This is a genomic window from Bradyrhizobium sp. CIR48, assembly GCF_014198315.1.
Classification (GTDB): domain Bacteria; phylum Pseudomonadota; class Alphaproteobacteria; order Rhizobiales; family Xanthobacteraceae; genus Bradyrhizobium.
This window is the reverse complement of the sequence record NZ_JACIHG010000008.1, coordinates 431766-450829: the sequence shown is the minus strand read 5'-3', so window position 1 is coordinate 450829 and position 19064 is coordinate 431766. Positions and strand designations below refer to the sequence as shown.

At 64.9% G+C, this 19064-nt stretch carries 19 protein-coding genes and 1 riboswitch; of the genes, 10 read left to right on the top strand and 9 right to left on the bottom strand.

Annotation, left to right across the window (positions count from 1 at the left end):
- Window positions 1-60: 60 nt before the first annotated feature.
- A complete protein-coding gene (locus GGD66_RS25995) occupies window positions 61-573 on the bottom strand; it encodes a GcrA family cell cycle regulator (protein WP_018316914.1) in 513 nt (170 codons plus the stop codon).
- Between the two features lie 456 nt (window positions 574-1029).
- Here GGD66_RS25995 and GGD66_RS25990 point away from each other — a divergent pair, with 456 nt between their 5' ends.
- The 3 genes from GGD66_RS25990 to GGD66_RS25980 all read left to right on the top strand — a co-directional run bounded on the left by GGD66_RS25990 (window position 1030) and on the right by GGD66_RS25980 (window position 4436).
- Window positions 1030-2238 (top strand): aspartate aminotransferase family protein, encoded by a 1209-nt coding sequence (locus GGD66_RS25990; RefSeq protein WP_179739974.1) that lies wholly within the window; start codon window positions 1030-1032, stop codon window positions 2236-2238.
- Window positions 2238-3161, top strand: coding sequence for an ornithine carbamoyltransferase (argF, locus tag GGD66_RS25985; protein ID WP_179739976.1), 924 nt, complete (start codon window positions 2238-2240; stop codon window positions 3159-3161). The genes GGD66_RS25990 and argF overlap by 1 nt, the downstream gene beginning before the upstream one ends.
- Window positions 3162-3428: 267 nt before the next feature.
- Entirely contained in the window at window positions 3429-4436 is a 1008-nt protein-coding gene (locus tag GGD66_RS25980) for an Hsp33 family molecular chaperone (protein ID WP_018316917.1), read from the top strand.
- A gap of 1003 nt (window positions 4437-5439) precedes the next feature.
- Here GGD66_RS25980 and apaG read toward each other — a convergent pair.
- Window positions 5440-5832, bottom strand: coding sequence for a Co2+/Mg2+ efflux protein ApaG (gene apaG, locus GGD66_RS25975; RefSeq protein ID WP_026202434.1), 393 nt, complete (start codon window positions 5830-5832; stop codon window positions 5440-5442).
- A 179-nt stretch (window positions 5833-6011) separates the two neighbouring features.
- Between apaG and GGD66_RS25970 the strand changes: the two genes are divergently transcribed.
- Genes GGD66_RS25970 through GGD66_RS25960 form a run of 3 tightly spaced genes read left to right on the top strand, consistent with a single transcriptional unit; the run spans window position 6012 to window position 9103 of the window.
- The gene (locus GGD66_RS25970; RefSeq protein ID WP_183259409.1) at window positions 6012-7322 is read left to right on the top strand and encodes an OpgC domain-containing protein; all 1311 of its coding nucleotides are present in this window, start codon (window positions 6012-6014) and stop codon (window positions 7320-7322) included.
- Window positions 7322-8098 carry an SGNH/GDSL hydrolase family protein gene (locus GGD66_RS25965; RefSeq protein WP_183259408.1) on the top strand — a complete coding sequence of 259 codons (777 nt, stop codon included), beginning with the start codon at window positions 7322-7324 and terminating at the stop codon, window positions 8096-8098. Before GGD66_RS25970 ends, GGD66_RS25965 begins: the two co-directional genes overlap by 1 nt.
- A gap of 12 nt (window positions 8099-8110) precedes the next feature.
- A complete protein-coding gene (locus tag GGD66_RS25960; RefSeq protein ID WP_183259407.1) occupies window positions 8111-9103 on the top strand; it encodes an SGNH/GDSL hydrolase family protein in 993 nt (330 codons plus the stop codon).
- Between the two features lie 120 nt (window positions 9104-9223).
- Here GGD66_RS25960 and GGD66_RS25955 read toward each other — a convergent pair whose 3' ends face one another.
- Window positions 9224-10411, bottom strand: a complete 1188-nt coding sequence (locus GGD66_RS25955) for an O-succinylhomoserine sulfhydrylase (RefSeq protein ID WP_183259428.1) — start codon at window positions 10409-10411, stop codon at window positions 9224-9226.
- 74 nt (window positions 10412-10485) lie between these two features.
- A riboswitch (SAM riboswitch) is annotated at window positions 10486-10565 on the bottom strand.
- Window positions 10566-10673: 108 nt separating this feature from the next.
- Here GGD66_RS25955 and GGD66_RS25950 point away from each other — a divergent pair.
- The 4 genes from GGD66_RS25950 (at window position 10674) to GGD66_RS25935 (ending at window position 15147) form a co-directional block, all read left to right on the top strand.
- Window positions 10674-11780 carry a 2'-deoxycytidine 5'-triphosphate deaminase gene (locus tag GGD66_RS25950; RefSeq protein WP_183235660.1) on the top strand — a complete coding sequence of 369 codons (1107 nt, stop codon included), beginning with the start codon at window positions 10674-10676 and terminating at the stop codon, window positions 11778-11780.
- 108 nt (window positions 11781-11888) lie between these two features.
- A complete protein-coding gene (locus GGD66_RS25945; RefSeq protein WP_092251708.1) occupies window positions 11889-12308 on the top strand; it encodes a PAS domain S-box protein in 420 nt (139 codons plus the stop codon).
- 107 nt (window positions 12309-12415) lie between these two features.
- Window positions 12416-13468 (top strand): hypothetical protein, encoded by a 1053-nt coding sequence (locus GGD66_RS25940; protein ID WP_183259406.1) that lies wholly within the window; start codon window positions 12416-12418, stop codon window positions 13466-13468.
- A gap of 233 nt (window positions 13469-13701) precedes the next feature.
- On the top strand, window positions 13702-15147 hold the full coding sequence (locus GGD66_RS25935; RefSeq protein WP_092251710.1) for an MATE family efflux transporter: 1446 nt from the start codon (window positions 13702-13704) through the stop codon (window positions 15145-15147).
- On the opposite strand, the gene GGD66_RS25930 is transcribed toward GGD66_RS25935, so the two are convergent.
- The 6 genes from GGD66_RS25930 to GGD66_RS25905 all read right to left on the bottom strand — a co-directional run bounded on the left by GGD66_RS25930 (window position 15144) and on the right by GGD66_RS25905 (window position 18902).
- Window positions 15144-15647, bottom strand: a complete 504-nt coding sequence (locus GGD66_RS25930) for a hypothetical protein (RefSeq protein ID WP_183259405.1) — start codon at window positions 15645-15647, stop codon at window positions 15144-15146. The two genes, GGD66_RS25935 and GGD66_RS25930, sit on opposite strands and share 4 nt — an antisense overlap.
- Before the next feature lie 124 nt (window positions 15648-15771).
- On the bottom strand, window positions 15772-16173 hold the full coding sequence (locus GGD66_RS25925) for an SRPBCC family protein (protein ID WP_092251712.1): 402 nt from the start codon (window positions 16171-16173) through the stop codon (window positions 15772-15774).
- A gap of 165 nt (window positions 16174-16338) precedes the next feature.
- The gene (locus tag GGD66_RS25920) at window positions 16339-16698 is read right to left on the bottom strand and encodes a VOC family protein (RefSeq protein WP_026202432.1); all 360 of its coding nucleotides are present in this window, start codon (window positions 16696-16698) and stop codon (window positions 16339-16341) included.
- A 204-nt stretch (window positions 16699-16902) separates the two neighbouring features.
- On the bottom strand, window positions 16903-17262 hold the full coding sequence (locus tag GGD66_RS25915) for a hypothetical protein (protein WP_018320847.1): 360 nt from the start codon (window positions 17260-17262) through the stop codon (window positions 16903-16905).
- Window positions 17263-17392: 130 nt separating this feature from the next.
- Window positions 17393-18232 (bottom strand): helix-turn-helix transcriptional regulator, encoded by an 840-nt coding sequence (locus GGD66_RS25910; RefSeq protein ID WP_092251713.1) that lies wholly within the window; start codon window positions 18230-18232, stop codon window positions 17393-17395.
- 91 nt (window positions 18233-18323) lie between these two features.
- Window positions 18324-18902, bottom strand: a complete 579-nt coding sequence (locus GGD66_RS25905; protein WP_092251977.1) for a methylated-DNA--[protein]-cysteine S-methyltransferase — start codon at window positions 18900-18902, stop codon at window positions 18324-18326.
- Window positions 18903-19064 lie beyond the last annotated feature (162 nt).

The window sequence follows — 19064 nt, the reverse complement described above, 5'->3', positions numbered from 1 at the left end:
CCGAGTTGGTTGAGCCGTCATCGTGCGACGGCTGCCGTCGTTGCGATCAGCTAAATCCGCTCAGCGCGGACCCGGCTTCGCCGGCGCGCGCCGGCGATCCGCCGCCGGCTGATACGCCACGCGCGAGTGCTGGGCGCAGTAGGGCAGGCCGGACAGTGCCTTGCCGCCGCAGAAGAAGAAATCCGGGCTCGAGGGATCGCCGACCGGCCAGTGGCAGGTCGCCTCGTTGAGCTCGAGCAGCGACAGCCGCTGGCCCATCGGCACCACGTTGTCATAGGTGACGGGTTCAGCCTCCACCTCGACCTCGAAGGCCTGCGCCAGCGCGGTGTTGCCGCGCGCGATGGGGCGGGTCACCCGCATCATGTGCTGCGCGGGACGCGCCTTGCGCGGCCGGGGCGCTGCCGATGAAGGGCTCTTGGCGCGGCCGGACAGACCGAGCCTGTGCACTTTGCCGATCACGGCATTGCGGGTCACATTGCCGAGCTCAGCTGCGATCTGGCTGGCCGAAAGTCCGGCCTCCCAGAGCTTTTTCAGCTGCTCGACGCGATCGTCGGACCAGGTCAAAACCGTCATTGCACCCTTTCCCTCGCTACGCGCCAGCCATCCTGGGGCCTCGCAGCGATTGCCTAAGCCTTCAAAAACCCGTGCCGTCAGAATCCCTTAAGGCTCGCCGGGCGCGTGACTGACGCCCGAACGTTTACGCCGGTACAAGAGGACTCTTGGGATCAGAACCGCTGCACGAGATGTCGTATCTGACAATCCAAACGCTACAATATGGCGTGACTCCCGCGCAAGAGTCCGCCGACTCGCTTCCACATGTTCCGTGGTGAAAACCCGCAAAATCGGCACCGCAAGACTACGGATTCAGCGTTTCCTGAGGCTTTCCGGGCGGCATTGACACCCGTCTTGCCAAGCATAAGATAGTCCCGCGTGCCGCCCTTAAAAGGCGGCACGTTTCGTTTTCCGGGCCGGTCGATGGTGCGTTGCGCAATGCACGCGTCACACCGTCCGCAACATTCAAGTGACATCATGACTAACAGCGCAGCGCCGCATTTGCTCCCCGTTTTCGCCAGAGCCGACCTCGGCTTCGAGCGCGGCGAAGGCTGCTGGCTGATCGCGACCAATGGCGATCGCTATCTCGATTTCACCTCGGGCGTGGCAGTGAATGCGCTCGGCCATTGCCACCCGCATCTGATCAAGGCGCTGCAGGAGCAGGCGACCAAGCTCTGGCACATGTCGAACCTGTTCCAGAGCCCGGACGGCGAGAAGCTCGCGAGCCGGCTTTGCAACGAAAGCTTTGCCGACTTCGTGTTCTTCTGCAATTCGGGCGCCGAAGCGCTGGAAGGTGTGATCAAGCTGGTCCGCCATCATCACTTCTCCAAGGGGCATCCGGAACGTTATCGCATCATCACCTTCGAAGGCGCCTTTCACGGCCGTACGCTGGCAACGCTCGCCGCGACCGGCTCTGCAAAATATCTCGAAGGCTTCGGCCCGCCCATGGAAGGCTTCGACCAGGTGCCGCATGGCGATATCGAGGCCGTCAAGAAGGCGATCGGCCCGCACACCGCCGGCATCCTGATCGAGCCGATCCAGGGCGAGGGCGGCGTGCGCTCGGCAACGCCGACCTTCCTCAAGGCGTTGCGCCAGCTTTGCGACGAGAAGGGCCTGCTGCTCGCCTTCGACGAGGTGCAGACCGGCATGGGCCGCAGCGGCGATCTGTTCGCCTATCGGCGCACCGGCGTCACGCCTGACGTGATGTCGCTGGCAAAGGCGCTCGGCGGCGGCTTCCCGATCGGCGCAGTGCTGGCGACCGCGGATGCGGCAGCCGGCATGGGGCCCGGCTCGCACGGCTCGACCTTCGGCGGCAATCCGCTGGCGATCTCCGCGGCCAACGCGGTGCTCGACGTCATGCTCCAGCCCGGCTTCTTCGACCACGTGCAGAAGATGTCGCTGCTGCTGAAGCAGAAGCTCGCCTCCGTGATCGACCGTCATGGCGATGTCGTCAGCGAAGTGCGCGGCGAGGGCCTTCTGATCGGCATCAAGGCCGTGGTGCCCTCCGGCGATCTCGTCGCGGCGCTGCGCAATGAAAAACTGCTCACGGTCGGGGCCGGCGACAATGTCGTGCGTTTCCTGCCACCGCTGATCGTGACCGAAGCCGAGATCGAGGACAGCGTCGGGCGGTTAGAGCGCGCCTGCGCCGCGATCTCGTCCAGCCAGACCAAGCGGGCGGCAAGCTGATGAGCAAGTCCCCGAAGCACTTCCTCGATATCAACGAGCTGCCGCTGTCGGAGCTCAAGACCATGCTCGCGGCGTCCTCCGCCATGAAGGCGAAGCAGAAGGCGCAGCAGCCGGTGCGGCCGCTCGAAGGCAAGACGCTGGCGATGATCTTCGAGCGCCCGTCGACCCGGACACGCGTGTCGTTCGACGTCGCGATGCGTCAGCTCGGCGGCGAGCCCATCATGCTCACCGGTGCCGAGATGCAGCTCGGCCGCGGTGAGACCATCGCCGACACCGCGCGCGTGCTGTCGCGCTATGTCGATGCCATCATGATCCGTATTCTCAACCATGACGCGCTGCTGGAGCTTGCGGCCAACGCGACGGTACCCGTCATCAACGGCCTGACGCGGCGCTCGCACCCCTGCCAGGTGATGGCCGATCTCATGACCTATGAGGAGCATCGCGGCCCGATCGAGGGCAAGACGGTGGCCTGGACCGGCGACGACAACAACGTGCTGGCGTCCTGGGCTCACGCCGCCGAGCGCTTCAAGTTCCAGCTCAATGTCGCGACGCCGCCGGAGCTCGCGCCGAAAAAAGTGATGCGCGACTTCATCAAGGCGACCGGCGCGCCGATCATGCTCGGCACCGATCCGGAAGCCGCCGTGCGCGGCGCCGACTGTGTCGTCACCGACACCTGGGTGTCGATGGGCGACAAGGAAGGCGAGCACCGCCACAACGTGCTCAAGCCCTATCAGGTCAACGGCAAGCTGATGTCGCTGGCCAAGCCCGATGCGCTGTTCATGCACTGCCTGCCCGCCCATCGCGGCGAGGAGGTCACCGACGACGTGATCGACGGTCCGCAATCGGTCGTGTTCGACGAGGCCGAAAACCGCCTGCACGCGCAGAAGGGCATTCTGGCCTGGTGCTTCGATGCGGTGAAGTAAGGGCGCTGCAAGCCCGACGGTCGCCTCACACACAACTGTCGTCCCTGCGAACGCAGGGACCCATACCGCGGAATCTCTCTTGTGGCAGGCTGGCGGAGGCGAGCGGTCTTCGCCAAACCGCATCCTGTGGTTATGGGCCCCGGAGCTGCGCTTACGCTTGTCGGGGACGACATCGAATTTGCCGCAACGTTGTGCAACCTTATCGCCCCCGAACCCACCACCCCGCGCCCCTTCCATTTCCCACCGACCGACCCCAGATAACGCCCCATGGTTTCCCAATCCCCTCAGATGAAAGCCGGCCCCGAAGGCCCGGTTCGCGCGCCATCAGCGGTTCCGATCGATGACGCCGTGTTGCCCTACGAGGTCGACGCGCTCGACGTGCGCGGGCGCCTGGTGCGGCTTGGCCCGGCGCTCGACGAGATCCTGACCAAGCACGATTACCCCGCGCCGGTCGGCAAGCTGCTCGGCGAGGCCATCGTGCTGACGACGCTGCTCGGCTCGGCGCTGAAATTCGAGGGGCGCTTCATCCTGCAGGCCCAGACCGACGGCCCGGTGTCGTTCCTGGTCGTCGACTACATGGCGCCGGATCGCCTGCGGGCCTATGCGCGCTTCGATGCCGCGCGTCTCGGCGATACCAAAGATTCCGGCACGCTGCTCGGCCGCGGCCATCTCGCCATGACCATCGACCAGGGCCCCGACATGAGCCGCTACCAGGGTCTGGTCGCGCTCGACGGCGGCAGCCTCGAAGACGCCGCCCACGAATATTTCCTGCGCTCCGAGCAGATCCCGACGCGCGTGCGCCTCGCGGTTGGCGAGGAGTGGCGCTCCAACGACGGCGGCAAGCATCGCTGGCGCGCCGGCGGCATGCTGATGCAGTTTCTGCCCAAGGCGGCGGAGCGCGCGCGGCAGGCCGATCTGCATCCCGGCGATGCCCCCGATGGCGTCGAGGTGCACAGCGTTGCCGAAGACGACGCCTGGGTCGAGGCGCGTTCGCTGATCGAGACCGTCGAGGACGTCGAGCTGATCGATCCCGAGCTCTCCGGCGAGCGGCTGTTGTTCCGCCTGTTTCACGAGCGCGGCGTGCGCGTGTTCAATCCGATGGTCCTCAAGGCGCAATGCTCCTGCTCGCGCGATGCGGTCGCCGCGATGCTGAAGAGCTTCTCGCCCGACGACCGCGCCGCCATGGTCAAGGACGACAAGGTCGTCGTCACCTGCGAGTTCTGCAGCTCGGTGTATGATTTCACGCCGGACGAGGCGGGCGTCGAAGGCGCGTAGCGAGCTCTCGTAGGGTGGGCAAAGGCCTACTTGCGCCGTGCCCACGAGCGCTCGACGGCGGCGAAAGACGTGGGCACGCTTCGCTTTGCCCACCCTACGGCGCCTGCCCTGTGTCGCGCTCTGTCAATCCGCTTCGCTAAAAATATTCCACTTTACCGAAATTCGGTTTCGGCGTATGTGCCGTCCATCCCGGCTCACCCAAGAGGGGCGACTATGTGGTCGTCACTGTCGCGAGCCGGGCTTGCGGTGGACGCGGCAGCGTCGGCACGAGAGGTGCGGGCAGGGCGGGTAGTCCCTGTGAGCCCGAAACCGCGTGTAGATGAGCGGCGCTGTTCAGTTCGTCTCGCCACATTCTTTCGGCAACGTCGACAAGGCCGGGAGATAATGTGGTGACCAGCGAACGCGCGTACGGCAAAACCGTGTGGTCCAGGCCGTCGTTGCCACGGTCAAGTCCTTGCGAAGGTGCGAGCGAGCCCAACCGGGCAGACTGCATCATCCAAATTCGCGGGGCGAGGGAGGCCAGAAGGAATGGTCGGCTCCCGGGAGATCACGGCATAAGCCGTCCAGCCATCGCGCAGGGAAGGCCGAGTGATCGGCACCACCTGTATGCTGCTGTGCGGTTCTTCCTGCGTGTGCATTTCGCGCAGCGGACCGCGGGTGCGAGCCGGCACCCGGCCTTCCCTGCGCCCTCTTGGATTAGAGGGCAGCGAGACCAAGCAAAGCTCGGGCGAATGAAGCCGCGAGGCCGAAGAGGCATGTCCGTGAGCTGAGCTGCGTGCCACAAACTCGATATCGTAGGGTGGGCAAAGCGCAGCGTGCCCACGCCTTGTTGTTGATGGAAAGAGATCGTGGGCACGGCGCTATGCGCCTTTGCCCACCCTACGGCAGCGCCGCTGGGATCTGCATCGGAGCATCGCAATGCGTGCGCCCCTCCGATCTCGTGCCCCGGACGCTGCGCAGCGTCACTAGTGCCGCAGCGCGTCCGGGACACGAGAGCGAGGCCCTAATTCAACACCCTCTTATTGTCCGGGCTGTCCAGCGAAAACGCCGGCACGTCGATCTCGAAGCGCTCGCCGCTTTCGGTGACCATCTGGTAGCGGCCGGTCATGAAGCCGGAGGCGGTGGAGAGCGGGACGCCGGAGGTGTATTCGAAGCGCTCGCCGGGGGCCAGGATCGGCTGCTCGCCGACCACGCCCTCGCCCTTCACCTCCTGCTGGCGCCCGGAGGCGTCGGTGATGATCCAGTGCCGCGTCTTGAGCTGCACGGTCTCCTCGCCCGAATTGACGATGACGATGGTGTAAGACCAGAAGTAACGGGAGCGGTCGGCCGACGACTGCTCCGGAACAAAGTTCGGCTCGACGGTCACTTCGATCTGGCGGGTCACGGCGCGGTACATGGTTGCTATCATACCGAAATCCGGCGCTGGAACCAAACGCCGGAGACGGCTTTGGCGACATCGTCCCGCCAGAATTCGAGGGGAATGACACCCGGACGTGATCCGGCCGCTTTGCGAGATGACGACCGGACCGGTACACTCCTCAACGTCGCGATTTGCGGAAGGGTTTCTAGGCCCCGATGACCATTGCCGACCATGTGACGGGATCGACGATCGCGGGAACCGCCAAGCCTGCAGACGCCAAGCCTGTAGACAGCAAGTCTGTAGACAGCACGCCTGGGGACAGCAAGCCCGCGGGGGCGAAGCCGCGCGCGACCGCGCCGGCCATCACGCTGCCTGCCATCGGCGAGCGCGAGCTCCGGCTCGACCTGTTTCGCGGGCTGGCGCTGTGGCTGATCTTCATCGACCATCTGCCGCCGAGCCTGCTGACCTGGTTCACGATCCGCAATTACGGCTTCAGCGACGCCACCGAGATCTTCATCTTCATCTCCGGCTACACCGCCGCTTTCGTCTACGGAAGGGCGATGCTGGAGAGCGGCGTCGTCATCGCCACCGCGCGCATCCTGCGCCGGGTCTGGCAGATCTACGTCGCCCACGTCTTCCTGTTCACGATCTTCCTCGCCGAAATCTCCTATGTCGCGACCAGGTTCGAGAACCCGCTCTACACCGAAGAGATGGGCATCATGGATTTCCTCAAGCAGCCCGACGTCACCATCGTGCAGGCGCTGTTGCTGCGTTTCCGCCCCGTCAATATGGACGTGCTGCCGCTCTACATCGTGCTGATGCTGGCGCTGCCGCTGATCCTGTGGTCGATGAAATGGCGTCCCGACGTCACGCTCGGCCTCTCGGTCGCGCTCTACGCGGTCACCTGGGAATACGATCTTTACCTGTCGGCCTATCCTAACGGCTTCTGGGCCTTCAATCCCTTCGCCTGGCAATTGCTGTTCGTCTTCGGTGCATGGTGCGCGCTCGGAGGTGCGCGACGGATGTCGCGTATCCTGGCTTCGCCCGTGACAATGTGGATCGCGATCGCATACCTCGCCGCGGCGTTCTACGTGACGCTGACCTGGTACGTGCCGCAGCTCTCCCAATTCATGCCGAAGCGGGTCGAGAAGTGGATGTATCCGATCGACAAGACCGATCTCGACGTGCTGCGCTTCACGCATTTCCTGGCGCTGGCCGCGCTCACCGTACGCTTCCTACCCCGGGATTGGCCGGGCTTGAAATCGCGCTGGTTACGACCATTGATTCTATGTGGCCAGCATTCTCTCGAGATCTTCTGCCTCGGCGTCTTCCTGGCCTTCGCCGGGCATTTCATTCTCGCCGAAGTCTCCGGCGGCGCAGCCATGCATGCGCTGATTAGTCTCTCCGGGGTCCTGATCATGTGGGGCGTGGCCTGGGTGATTTCGTGGTACAAGCGCGTGGCTGACAAGAGCGGTGCGAAAACCAAAAACGCCGTCGGCAACGCCGATCTGGCGGGAGGGGGCTGATGACGGCGAAGGTTCTCCTGAGCCTGGTCCTGCTATGCGGTAGCCTCGCCGCGCCTGTGGCGCGCGCGGGCGATGCTGCGTCTGGCGCTGCCACCGCGCCTGCGTGCGAATTGCCGTCTTATCTGCTTACCAGTGAAAGCCAGCTTCCCAAGGTCGCCGAGGCCGTCAAGGCCGGCAAGCCGCTCGAGATCCTGGTCATCGGCAGCCGCTCGACCACGATTCCATCCTCGGAGGGCAGCTCCTATCCGGCGCGCATGGAAGCGATTCTGAAGGAAAAGCTGCCGCCGTCGGAAGCGGTGCACGTCTCCGTAGAAATACAGAGCAAGCGAACGGCGGAGGAGGCCGCCTCGACCTTCGTTAAGCTGATGGAAGCAAAAACGCCTACTTTGGTCGTCTGGCAGACCGGGACCGTGGATGCCATCCGATCCATCGATCCCGACGAATTTCGCAGCGCCGTCACCGAGGGGGTTGTTGCGTTGCAAAAGGCAGGGGCCGACGTCGTCTTGATGAATTTGCAGTACAGCCCGCGTACCGAAACGATGATCTCGGCCCAACCGTTTCTCGATAATATGCGCGTCGTGGCGCAGGAGCATGATATTCCGCTGTTCGATCGTTTCACGATCATGCGGCAGTGGAATGATCAGGGTCAGTTCGACCTGTTCAGCCCGTCCCGCGGGCCCGAACTGGCGAAGCAGGTTCATGATTGCCTTGGCCGGGCGTTGGCACAGTTCGTGATCGACGCAGCCCATCTGGAGCCGGCCCAGCAGCAAAATTGAGGTCTAGTGTTAATGAGTTCTCTCCGCCCTTTTTGCCTGACGGCATGGCTGACCGCGCCTGCAGCAGCAGTGCTGTTGTTGCTGGCGCCGGCCCCGCAGTCCCATGCGCAGACCCAAGCCGCGCAGGCGACACAAGCACCGGCGCAGTCGGCTGATCCCGCTCCCGCTTCGCCGTCCCAGACCACCGTTGCCGTGACTTCGCCCGAGCAGCGCGGCATCACCGCGCGCGCCATCGACAAGGTGAAGCAGGTCGCCAAATCCGCCGGCGACGTCTTCAACCGCGTGCCCTGCCTGCCGCCGAAGGGCGGCTCGAAGGCGATGGGCTCGCTGCCGCATGTCGCGGGCAAGCTCGTCGCCGGCCAGCCCGTCCTCATCGTCGCGTTCGGCTCGTCGTCGACCGCAGGATTCGGCGCGAGCTCGCCGGAGTTCAATTATCCGAACCGTCTCGCCGCCCAGCTGCGCCGACACTATCCGACCGCCGACATCACCGTCGTCAATGCCGGCGTCGGCGGCGAGGATGCGCCCGAGATGATGAAGCGCCTCCAGACCCAGGTGATCGACGTGCATCCGGATCTCGTGATCTGGCAGGTCGGCACCAACGCGGTGCTGCGCAATCTCGATCCCGGCGACACCGCCAAACTGGTCGAGGACGGCATCAGCCGCATCCAGGCCGCCGGCGGCGCCGACATCGTGCTGGTCGATCCGCAATATTCGCCGGCCGTCAACCAGCGCGGCGAAAGCGCCGGCAAGATGGTGAAGCTGCTCGGCAAGGTCGCCGAGCTTCGTCACGTCGGCATCTTCCCGCGCTTCGAGGTGATGCGCGACTGGCACGAGAACCAGTCGATTCCGGTCGAGAGCTTCGTCATCGCCGACGGTCTGCACATGAACGATTGGGGCTATGCCTGCTTCGCCCAGCTGCTCGGCGACGACATCATCCGCTCGGTGGGGCAGATCAAGCTGGGCGTGAACGTGCCGGGGGATGTGCGGACGTATCGGCCGATGTAGGCACGCTGCCGTAGGGTGGGCAAAGGCGCAAAGCGCCGTGCCCACTATCGCTCAGTGATACGAAGGAAGAAGACGTGGGCACGCTTTCGCTTTGCCCACCCTACGAGATCTCGCTTCGCCTCACGCCTTCTCCAGCGCCGCAGTCAGATCCTCGATCAGGTCGTCGGCATGCTCGAGCCCCGCCGAGAAGCGGATGAACCCTTCGCTGATGCCGAGCGCGGCGCGGTCCTCCGGCTTCAGACGCTGATGCGTCGTGGTCGCCGGATGCGTGACGAGGCTCTTGGCGTCGCCGAGATTGTTGGAGATCTTCGCCAGCTTCAATTCATTGAGCACGCGGAACGCCGCGGCCTTGCCGCCCTTCACCTCGAAGCCGACCAGCGTCGAGCCGCCGCGCATCTGCTTTTTCACCAATGCTGCCTGCGGATGATCGGCGCGGCCCGGGAAAACCAGTCGCGAGATCTTCGGATGGCTCGCCAGCACGTCGGCGATGCGCGCGGCGGTATCGGTCTGCGCGCGCACGCGCACGCCCAGCGTCTCCAGGCCCTTGAGCAGGACCCAGGCGTTGAACGGCGAGATCGACGGACCGGTCTGGCGCATGAAATTGTGGATGTGCTCGGCGATGAAGGCTTCCGACGACAGGATGATGCCGCCGAGGCAGCGCCCCTGGCCGTCGATATGCTTGGTCGCGGAATAGACCACGACGTCGGCCCCGAGCGCGAGCGGGCTTTGCCAGATCGGGGTCGCGAACACGTTGTCGACGACGAGTCGCGCGCCGCCCTTGTGCGCGATCTCGGCAATCCCGGGAATGTCGAGCACGTCCAGCGTCGGGTTGGTCGGGCTCTCCAGGAAGAACGTCTTGGTGTTGGGCTTCACCGCGCGTTGCCATTCATCGAGATTGGCTCCGTCGACCAGCGTGGTCTCGATGCCGTAGCGCGGCAGCAGGTCCTGGACGACGTAGAGGCACGAGCCGAACAGGGCGCGCGAGGCCACCACGTGGTCGCCGGCCTTGAGTGGCGCCAGGATCGCCGTCGTCACCGCGGCCATGCCGGTCGCCGCCGAGCGTGCGGCTTCGGCGCCTTCGAGCTCGATCATGCGGCGCTCGAACATCGCGATGGTGGGATTGGAGTAGCGCGAATAGATGAAGCCGGGATCCTCGCCCTTGAACCGCGCCTCGCACTCCTCGGCGCTGTTGTAGACGTAGCCCTGGGTCAGGAACAGCGCCTCCGACGTCTCGCCATATTGCGAGCGCAGGGTGCCGGAATGGACCAGGCGGGTTTCGGGACGGTAGTTGGTGGTCGACTTCGACATAGGTACCTCCGACATGACCGTCTCGTCGAAAACGGTCACAAAAAAACCGGCCTGGATATATCCACGGGCCGGGATCACAGAGGTCCCCGGCCTGTTTAGCGACTTATTTAACGTGGCTGCAAGCCGGCCGGCTCAAATCACCACGGGATAAGTGATGCTCATATTCCGCAATGCCCTTTCCGTCAAGGCGTCCATCGGATAGCCGTAAAAGACTTGTATTTCCGGCATGTCCGGATGCATCTGACCCCATGAGGACCCCCGGTTGACGTTCACGGTTGCGCCCGACGCCAATGGTATCCTGCCCGACCGCATGATCGCGGCGATGGCGGCGGCGGGGCTCATCCTGCCCGCCTATGACTTCGTCGAGAGCCAGATCCAGCCGGCGAGCCTTGATCTGCGTCTCGGCGACATTGCCTATCGCGTCCGCGCCAGCTTCCTGCCCGGTCCCGGCGCCACCGTCGCCGAGCGCATCGACGAATTGAAGCTGCACGAGTTCAGCCTCGCCGACGGCGCCGTGCTGGAGACCAACTGCGTCTACATCGTGCCGCTGCTGGAGAGCCTCGCGCTGCCGCCGGAGATCGTCGCGGCGGCGAACCCGAAGAGTTCGACCGGCCGGCTCGACGTCTTCACCCGCGTCATCGCCGACGGCACCCGCCGCTTCGACATGATCGGCGCCGGCTATCACGGCCCGCTCTATGCCGAGATCAGCCCGAAGACGTTTCCGGTGCTGGTCAGCGAGGGCTCGCGTCTGTCGCAGGTGCGCTTCCGCACCGGTGACGCCATCCTCAACGCCGACGAGCTCGATGGCCTGCATGCCGCCGAGCGCCTCGTCGACATCGACGATGCTGATCTCTCGGGCGGCGTCGCCGTCTCCGTCGATCTCTCCGGCGAGAAGGCAAACGGCTTCGTCGGCTACCGCGCCAAGCGCCACACCGGCGTCGTCGACGTCGATCGTCGCTCCGGCTACGCGGTGGAAGATTTCTGGGAGCCGATCTCGGCCCGCCCCGACGGCAGCCTGATCCTCGATCCCGGCGAGTTCTACATCCTGGCGTCCAAGGAAGCCGTGCAGGTGCCGCCCGATTACGCCGCAGAGATGGTGCCGTTCGATCCGCTGGTCGGCGAATTCCGCGTGCACTATGCCGGATTCTTCGATCCCGGCTTCGGCTATGCCGGCGCGGGCGGGCAAGGCGCGCGCGCCGTGCTGGAAGTGCGCTCGCGCGAAGTGCCGTTCATCCTCGAGCACGGCCAGATCGTCGGCCGCCTCGTCTACGAGAAGATGCTGGCCCGTCCCGACGCGATGTACGGCCAGCGCATCGGCTCGAACTACCAGGCCCAGGGCCTGAAGCTGAGCAAGCATTTTCGGGTGTAATTCCGTAGCCCGGATGGAGCGAAGCGCAATCCGGGACACCCTCGCTTGTGGCACGATCCCGGATTACGCTTCGCTCCATCCGGGCTACAGTCCACACGAGGTGGTGACATGACCGATCAATCCGAGGTCGACGCAAACATCCTCAACGACGTCGCGGATGCGCTGATCTATTCGGATCGCTCCGGCACGATCATGCGGTGGAACCGTGCAGCGGCGGCGCTGTTCGGCTTCTCCGCGACGGAAGCGCTCGGCCAGAATCTCGACCTGATCATTCCCGAGCATCTGCGCGCCGCGCACTGGAAGGGCTTTGAAGCTGCGCTGGCCAGCGGCAGCATGAAGCTTGCGGGCAGGCCGACCCTGACCCGCGCGCTGCACAAGAGCGGGCGCAAGCTCTACATCGAGATGACGTTCGCACTGGTGCGGGATTTCGGCGGCACCGTCCTGGGATCGGTCGCGATGGCGCGCGATGTCACCGAACGGGTCGAGCGAGAGCGCGCGGCCAAGACGCCACCGCAGCAAACTTCGTGATGCGGAATTGACGGGTGGCCGCGCAGGGCGCTCTGCACGGGCGTCATGTTGCCTGCCGGAAGGCGCGGTGACACACTCGATCGCAACAACGATCGGGAGCGAAACGAATGACCGCCGCAGCTGACGCAGCGCAGGAAGCCCAATGGAAGCGCTGGCGGGCGGTCGCCGACCTCTACCACGCCTATTTCACCGGCCTCATCCTCACCGTCGTCACGCGGCGCGGCACTGCGGATGCAGCGGAGTTCGTCTTCCGCGTATTCCGCCGCCAGCAGCAGGAGCGCTTCCTGCCCGGGCTTAGGAAGCTCGGGATCGATCATCTGCCGCCGGCGGTGGCGGCCGCGCAATATCACTATCTCTCCAACTGGATCGGCGGCGTGCACGTCGAATACATGTATGAGAGCGACGCCAAGGCCTGGATCCGCTATCCGCCGCCGCGCTGGATCTGGAAAGGCACGGCGATCTGCGGCGTGCCGGGCGAGGTCTCCCGCGCGATGCTGCGGGGATGGCACGCCAATAATGGCGTTGCCTTCGGCGATCTCAGGCTCGGCTTCGTCTGCACCAAGCAGAGCGTCGACGGCCAGGATGGGCTGGAAGGCTATTATTGCCAATACGATCATCCGCTAGAACTTGATCAGCGCCTGGTGTTCGCGCGCCACCTCGAAGCGCCGCTGTTCGATGCGAAGACTGCGCCGGCTTTGCCGGTTGCGAGCTGGCCGAAACCGCGCCTCGAAAAAGCCTACCGCAATTACGCGATGGAATATGTCCGCACCGCCGCGCCCGTGATGGTGCAGCTGTTTGGCCCGGAAGACGCCGGCTATCTGCTGCACCTCACCGGCAAGCTGATCGGCATGCAATATTTCGAAGAGGTCGCGACGGCACTGGCGATGAGCCGCGGCGGCGCGAGCGAATTCGCGTCGTTCCTGAACGCGCTGTTCGCGGCGCAGGATGACACGGCCGAGACCTCGCAATCCGAAGGCACGTTCGAAATCCGCCAGCAGAGCTGGAAGCTGATGGACGACGTCGCCGACTATCACGGCGCCTGCGCTAAGGTCCTGGAGGGATTGTTCGAAGGCCTGGCTGCGGGATGCGGGCGGTACACCGGCGTGCACATGCGCACTGCTGCTGGCGGCCGTCCGCCGCTGGTCTGGACCGTGGAATAGGCGATGGCGCCGCCGCGCGCTTCGCCTCTCCCCGCGTGCGGGGAGAGGGAGAACAACAGCCGCAATTTCACGGGCTGAAATGCGCTGCCGCAGGGCACGCCTGCAACTGGCGCAGGAGAAATCGCTGCGGGCCGTGCTAACAAGCCTCTCGCCGCGCCTTCTGCGCGAAGAAAATAATTGGCACAGCTACGCATTGCCGCGCCGCAAATGGCGCCCCGTGCCCCGGAGAGGACATGTCCGACATCGCCGAAATCCCGGTCGATGAGCAAGAGCGTCCGCTGCCGCCGCCCCCGCGGCCGGTGCGAAGCGCGCTTGTAGACGGGCCGATCCTGCGCACGCTGCTCTCCCTCGCCTGGCCCAACGTGATCGCGCTCTCGGCCGGCACCTGTACGGTGATCGCGGAGACCTCCTATATCGGCCGGCTCGGCGTCGAGGCATTGGCGGCGATGGCGCTGGTGTTTCCGACAATCATTCTGACCATGACGATGTCGGGCGGCGCCATGGGCGGGGCGGTGGCGTCCGCCATTGCACGCGCGCTCGGTGCCGGCGATCGCGAGCGCGCCGGCACGCTTGCCATGCATGCGATTTTGATCGGCATCAGCTTCGGTCTCGTCTTCATGCTGGGCATGCTGATCTTCGGGCCGCGGGTGCTGGAAATGCTTGGTGGCCGCGGCGATGTGCTGACTCATGCGGTCGCCTACACGCAGGTATTTTTCGGCGGCGCCGTGCTGCCCTGGCTGCTCAACACCATGGCGGGCGTGCTGCGTGGCACCGGCAACATGAAGCTGCCGTCGTTCCTGATCCTCAATTCGGCGGCCTGGCAGATCGTGCTCGGCGGCACGCTGGGCCTTGGGCTCGGGCCGGTGCCGCAGTTCGGCATGCGCGGCGTCGCGGCCGGCGCGCTGATCGCCTATTCCATGAATATCTGCATCATGGGCTGGTACCTGTTCTCCGGCCGCGCCCGGGTTACACCAAAGCTGCGTGGCCTGCGCATTCAGTGGGCGATGTTTTTCGACATCCTGAAGGTCGGCGCGATCGCCTGCTTCTCGCCGCTGCAATCGGTGCTGACGATCTCGATCTTCACCCACATGCTGGCGAAGTTCGGCACCACGATCCTCGCCGGCTACGGCATCGGCGCGCGGCTGGAATTCCTGCTGACCTCGATCGCGTTCTCGTTCGGCATCGCCTGCGTGCCGATGGTAGGCATGGCAATCGGCGCAGGCAACATCGCGCGCGCACGGCGCGTCGCCTGGATCGCCAGTGCTGCCGCCTTCGTGGCCGTCGGCGCGCCGGCATGCGTCGTTGCGATGTTCCCCGATCTCTGGATCAACATCTTCACCGATAGCGCGGCCGTGCGCGCGGCGAGCCATCAATATCTCTCGACGGTCGGACCGTTCTACGCCTTTTTCGGCATTGCCACGACGATGTATTTCTCATCGCAAGGCGCGGCCAAGGTGATCGGGCCGGTGCTGGCGCAGACGGCGCGGCTGATCTACATCTCGGCGGCCGGCTGGTGGCTGTCGACGCACGAAGCCACCGCACAGAGCTTTTTCTGGCTGGCCGCGAGCTCGATGGTCGTGCTCGGCCTGCTCTCATTCTCCAGCGTGGTGCTGACGCGTTGGGACCCGCGCGCGAGCAAGGCTGCGATCAGGCCGGCTCTCTCGGGCGCTGCCGACTAGCGATGTTTGTGGCGGCGATGGCCGCCACCGCCGACATTGACGAGCCGCATCAATTGCGGGATCATCGCCATCATGTCGCCGCCTCCGGCACCACCGAGCATGCCCATGACGTCGCCGCCACCAACGCCGCCATAACCGGCCGGCATGGTGCCGCCAGCCATCGGGGTGTAGCCGCCGTAATTGGTTGCGCCGAAGCCGCCGCCGAGATTGCCGCCGCCGAGGCCACCGAGGCCGCCGCCGCCCATCATGCCACCAAGCCCTCCGCCGCCATTCTCCATCATGCGGCCCATCATTGGGCCCATGGTCTGCATCATCATGGCGAAGCGGCGCTTGCCCATCTTCGCCTTCATCATCTCCAGCATCGGGGCCATCTGGGTCATCATGTCCTCGCCGCCGGCACCTCCGCCGCCGAAGAACTGCGCCTTCGCCGGCGAGCTCGCGACTGAAAACAGCAGCAGCACGGCGGCCGCCTGGCAAATCACCTTGTCCGCACCTCGCATGGTATGCTCCTCGCGTCTCGCGGCGCCGCCGGGAGAGCGGAGCCAACCGGACGCACGCCGCGATGGTTACGGCTGACGAGGGCGGAGCTCTGTGAAAAAACTCACAGAGCCGCGTGGGCCGCCGCTAGGCTGCAGCGGGCGGGAACGCTTTATGTATCGCAACGACGGCGTCCTTGGTCTGGTCCTGGACGTAGGCTGCAAGCTCGTTCGGCAGCATGTCGATGATCCACAGCAGGCGGCTTCTCCGCTCGCCGTCGGCGATCACCTGCACCGAGGCGCTGTAATGCTTCAGCCGCTCATTGTTGATGGCATAGACGAGGCGCCGCCGCGCGTCGTCGCAATCGACCAGCACTTCGCGCGCCACCGAACCGTTGGCGAAGGTGACGATACGCGCATCGCCGTCGAGCGTGCAGGCGGTGACGAAGCCGGGCGCCAGCCGTTCATGCAGCGCGCCGAAATCGCGCACCGCATCCCAGACGTCGCGCGCCGGGGCATTGATGGAGATGTCGTTGTGGATGGAGGCCATGGAGTTTCCTCAAAAGCAGTTTTGTAGGGCGGGCAAAGGCGCGTAGCGCAGTGCCCACCATTTGGATTGACGGGGACAGTTGGTGGGCACGCTTCCGCCTTCGCTCTTCGAACTACGTCGCACAAGTCGTTTTGCCCACCTACGAGTGCTCGTGCGCGGCGGCTTCTACACACAGACCGCCTCGACATTGTTGCCATCAGGGTCGATCAGGAACGCCGCGTAATAGGTCGGGCTGTAATCCTTGCGCGGCCCGGCGCCGCCATTGTCGCGGCCGCCGCTCTTCAGGCCTTCGCTGTGGAACGCCTTGACCGCGTCATGATTCCCGGCGCGGAACGCAATGTGTGCGCCGTCAGCCTTGCGGCCCTTGTTCAGGTGCAGCCACAGCGCCGGCTCGCCCTTCGGCCCGAAGCCGGCATAGCCGTCGCCGCTGGAGCACAGGACGTAACCGAGCGGCGCCAGCACCGCGGTATAGAAGCGCGTGGCGGCGTCGAGATCGGCAACGCGAAGTCCGATGTGGTCGTACATGATCGTCTCCATTTGCAAAGCGCGCCGAAAATGGCGCGCGCCGGAGACAACCCTAGTCGGGGTGAGGCGGGCGACTCTTGGAGAATCTTGCGCTCGGTAGCCGGCTAAAGCATGATCCGGAAAAGTGCGCAGCGGTTTCCGAAAAGATCATGCTCAAACAATAGACTAAAGCGCGATGACGATTCATCCTCATCGCATCGCGCTTTAGCTCGCCGGCACCTCCGACTGCCACCGGATCACCCGTTTCAGGTGATAGACGTGAACCCACATGTTCGTTCCGATCACGCTGACCGTTGCGACGATCAGGGCCGTGAGCTTCTGCGGGTCATGAAGGGCGAGGACGAGCAGGAACGCGGAGAGGGCGGCCGTGACGCCGAAGCTGAACCAGAGCCCGATGAGGCGTGGTGCAAACCAGGCCGGCTGACCGTCGGTGCCCCATTGCATCGGAATCCTGCGCGAGGTGATCTGGCGGCCATAATAGACGGCACAGCCGGCGATGAAAGCGAGGCCGACGGCAAGCGCGATCAGTGTGGCCGCAATCACATCACTCGGGGCACTGTTCATCTGCCGGGTCGCCGCACTCAAAGAGCGTTGATTCGCTCTTTGGTTGTAATATCGCGCGGCGTGCCGTAAGCCCAGTACGACGCGCCCGTCTGGTCAACAGACTATTACCCCGCCATTCCGCCGACCTGTCTCAGTTGAGGACGAGGCGTTCGGCGAAGACGCTGCGCTCCCCGCGCGAGGCCTGGCGGAACTTGGTCGGCGATACGCCGGCAGCGCGGTGGAAGGTGCGGACGAAGTTGGAGAGATCGCCGAAGCCGACGTCGTAGGCGACATCAGTGACCGCGATGTCGTCATCGGTGAGCAGCCGCGCTGCGTGCCGCAGCCGCGAGCGCACCAGATATTGATGCGGGGTGACTCCGAGCACGCTCGAGAACAGCCGCAGGAAATGGAACGGGCTGAGGCCCGCCTGCTTGGCGGCCTGTTCGAGATCGACCTCGGCATGCGAGTTGTCGTCGATCCACAGCGCGGCCTCGACCGCGCGGCGGCGGTCGCGGGCGGTGGGGGTGGCCGGCTTGCGCGCCCTGCCCGAAACGACGTCGATAAAACGGCCGGCCAGGATCTGGCCGACTTCGTCGAGGCCGATATCGCTGTTGCCATCTGCCGCCGTCTGGGCGAGCTCGCCCAGCACCATCAATTCGGGCAGCGGCGGCGTAGCACCGACCTGCCAGATCTCGCGCCTCCCGCCGAGGGCATCGACCATGTCCGCGCTGAGGAAGAACGACAGGCAGACATCGCCGCTGACATGCTCATGCGTGCAGGTGTATTCCTCGCCGGGCGCCCCGACCAGCATCGAGCCCGCCACCAGATCGAAGAAGCCGGCGCGGCAATGGCAGCCGAAGCTGCCCGAGCGTACATAGGCAATGGAATGCCCGGTGCGGCATTCGGCAAATGGCGTGTCGTCCGGTCCCGCGTCGCAGCGAAACTCGGAAACGATCATCGATTGTGACGTCAGCAGTGTGGTCGCGTCCATCCCGCCTATCTAGGCATGATCCGGACAAGTGTGTAGCGGTTGTCCGATAAGATCATGCTCAAAAAAGCTAGGGTGCGACCATGATCGCGCCCTAGCTAGGCGCGCGCGGCGGAGCAACGGGGAGCAGCACCTCGAACAGCGTCTTGCTGGCGACCGGTTGGGCGCCCTCGAGCGCCAGCAGCCGCCGCTTGGAGATCACCCCGCCATACGGCGAGAGCCGGTCGGTGTAATTGCCGGCCTCCAGTACCCGGTGGCAGGGCACGATCAGCATGTAGGGATTTTTGGCGATCGCCTGTGCCACCGAATGTGCCGCGCCTGAAGCGCCCAGCGCCTTGGCGACCTCGTGATAGGTCCGCGTCTCCCCGCGCGGAATGGAGCAGGCGAACTCATAGACGCGCCGGTTGAAGCCGGGCACCCCGCCGGCATCCAGGCTGACCTCGGAAAAATCGGGATCATTGCCCTGCAGCAGGCTCACGATGCCCTCGATCGCAAGCTCGGCATTGTTGGAAGGGCGCTGCTCGCGCGCCTCGGGATGGATCGCAAAAATGCGGCGGCGGGTGTCGATCTCCCGCGCCTCCGGCAATTGCACGGCCACCACGCCGGTGTCGCTCCAGATGATGCCGCAGCGTCCGATCGCCGTGTCGAATATCGCGTAGCCACGCCCCACCATGCACACGCCCCACTCAGTGCACGTCTCTCCCCAGACACGCGATCATAACACCGCCACAATCCGACGCACCCAAAATCTTGCCAAGACGTTAATAACCGGCCGGCTGGCTGCGCCAAACCGCTTGGCGGGAGGCGCCGTCTCGGCTAATCAGGACGGGCGCGC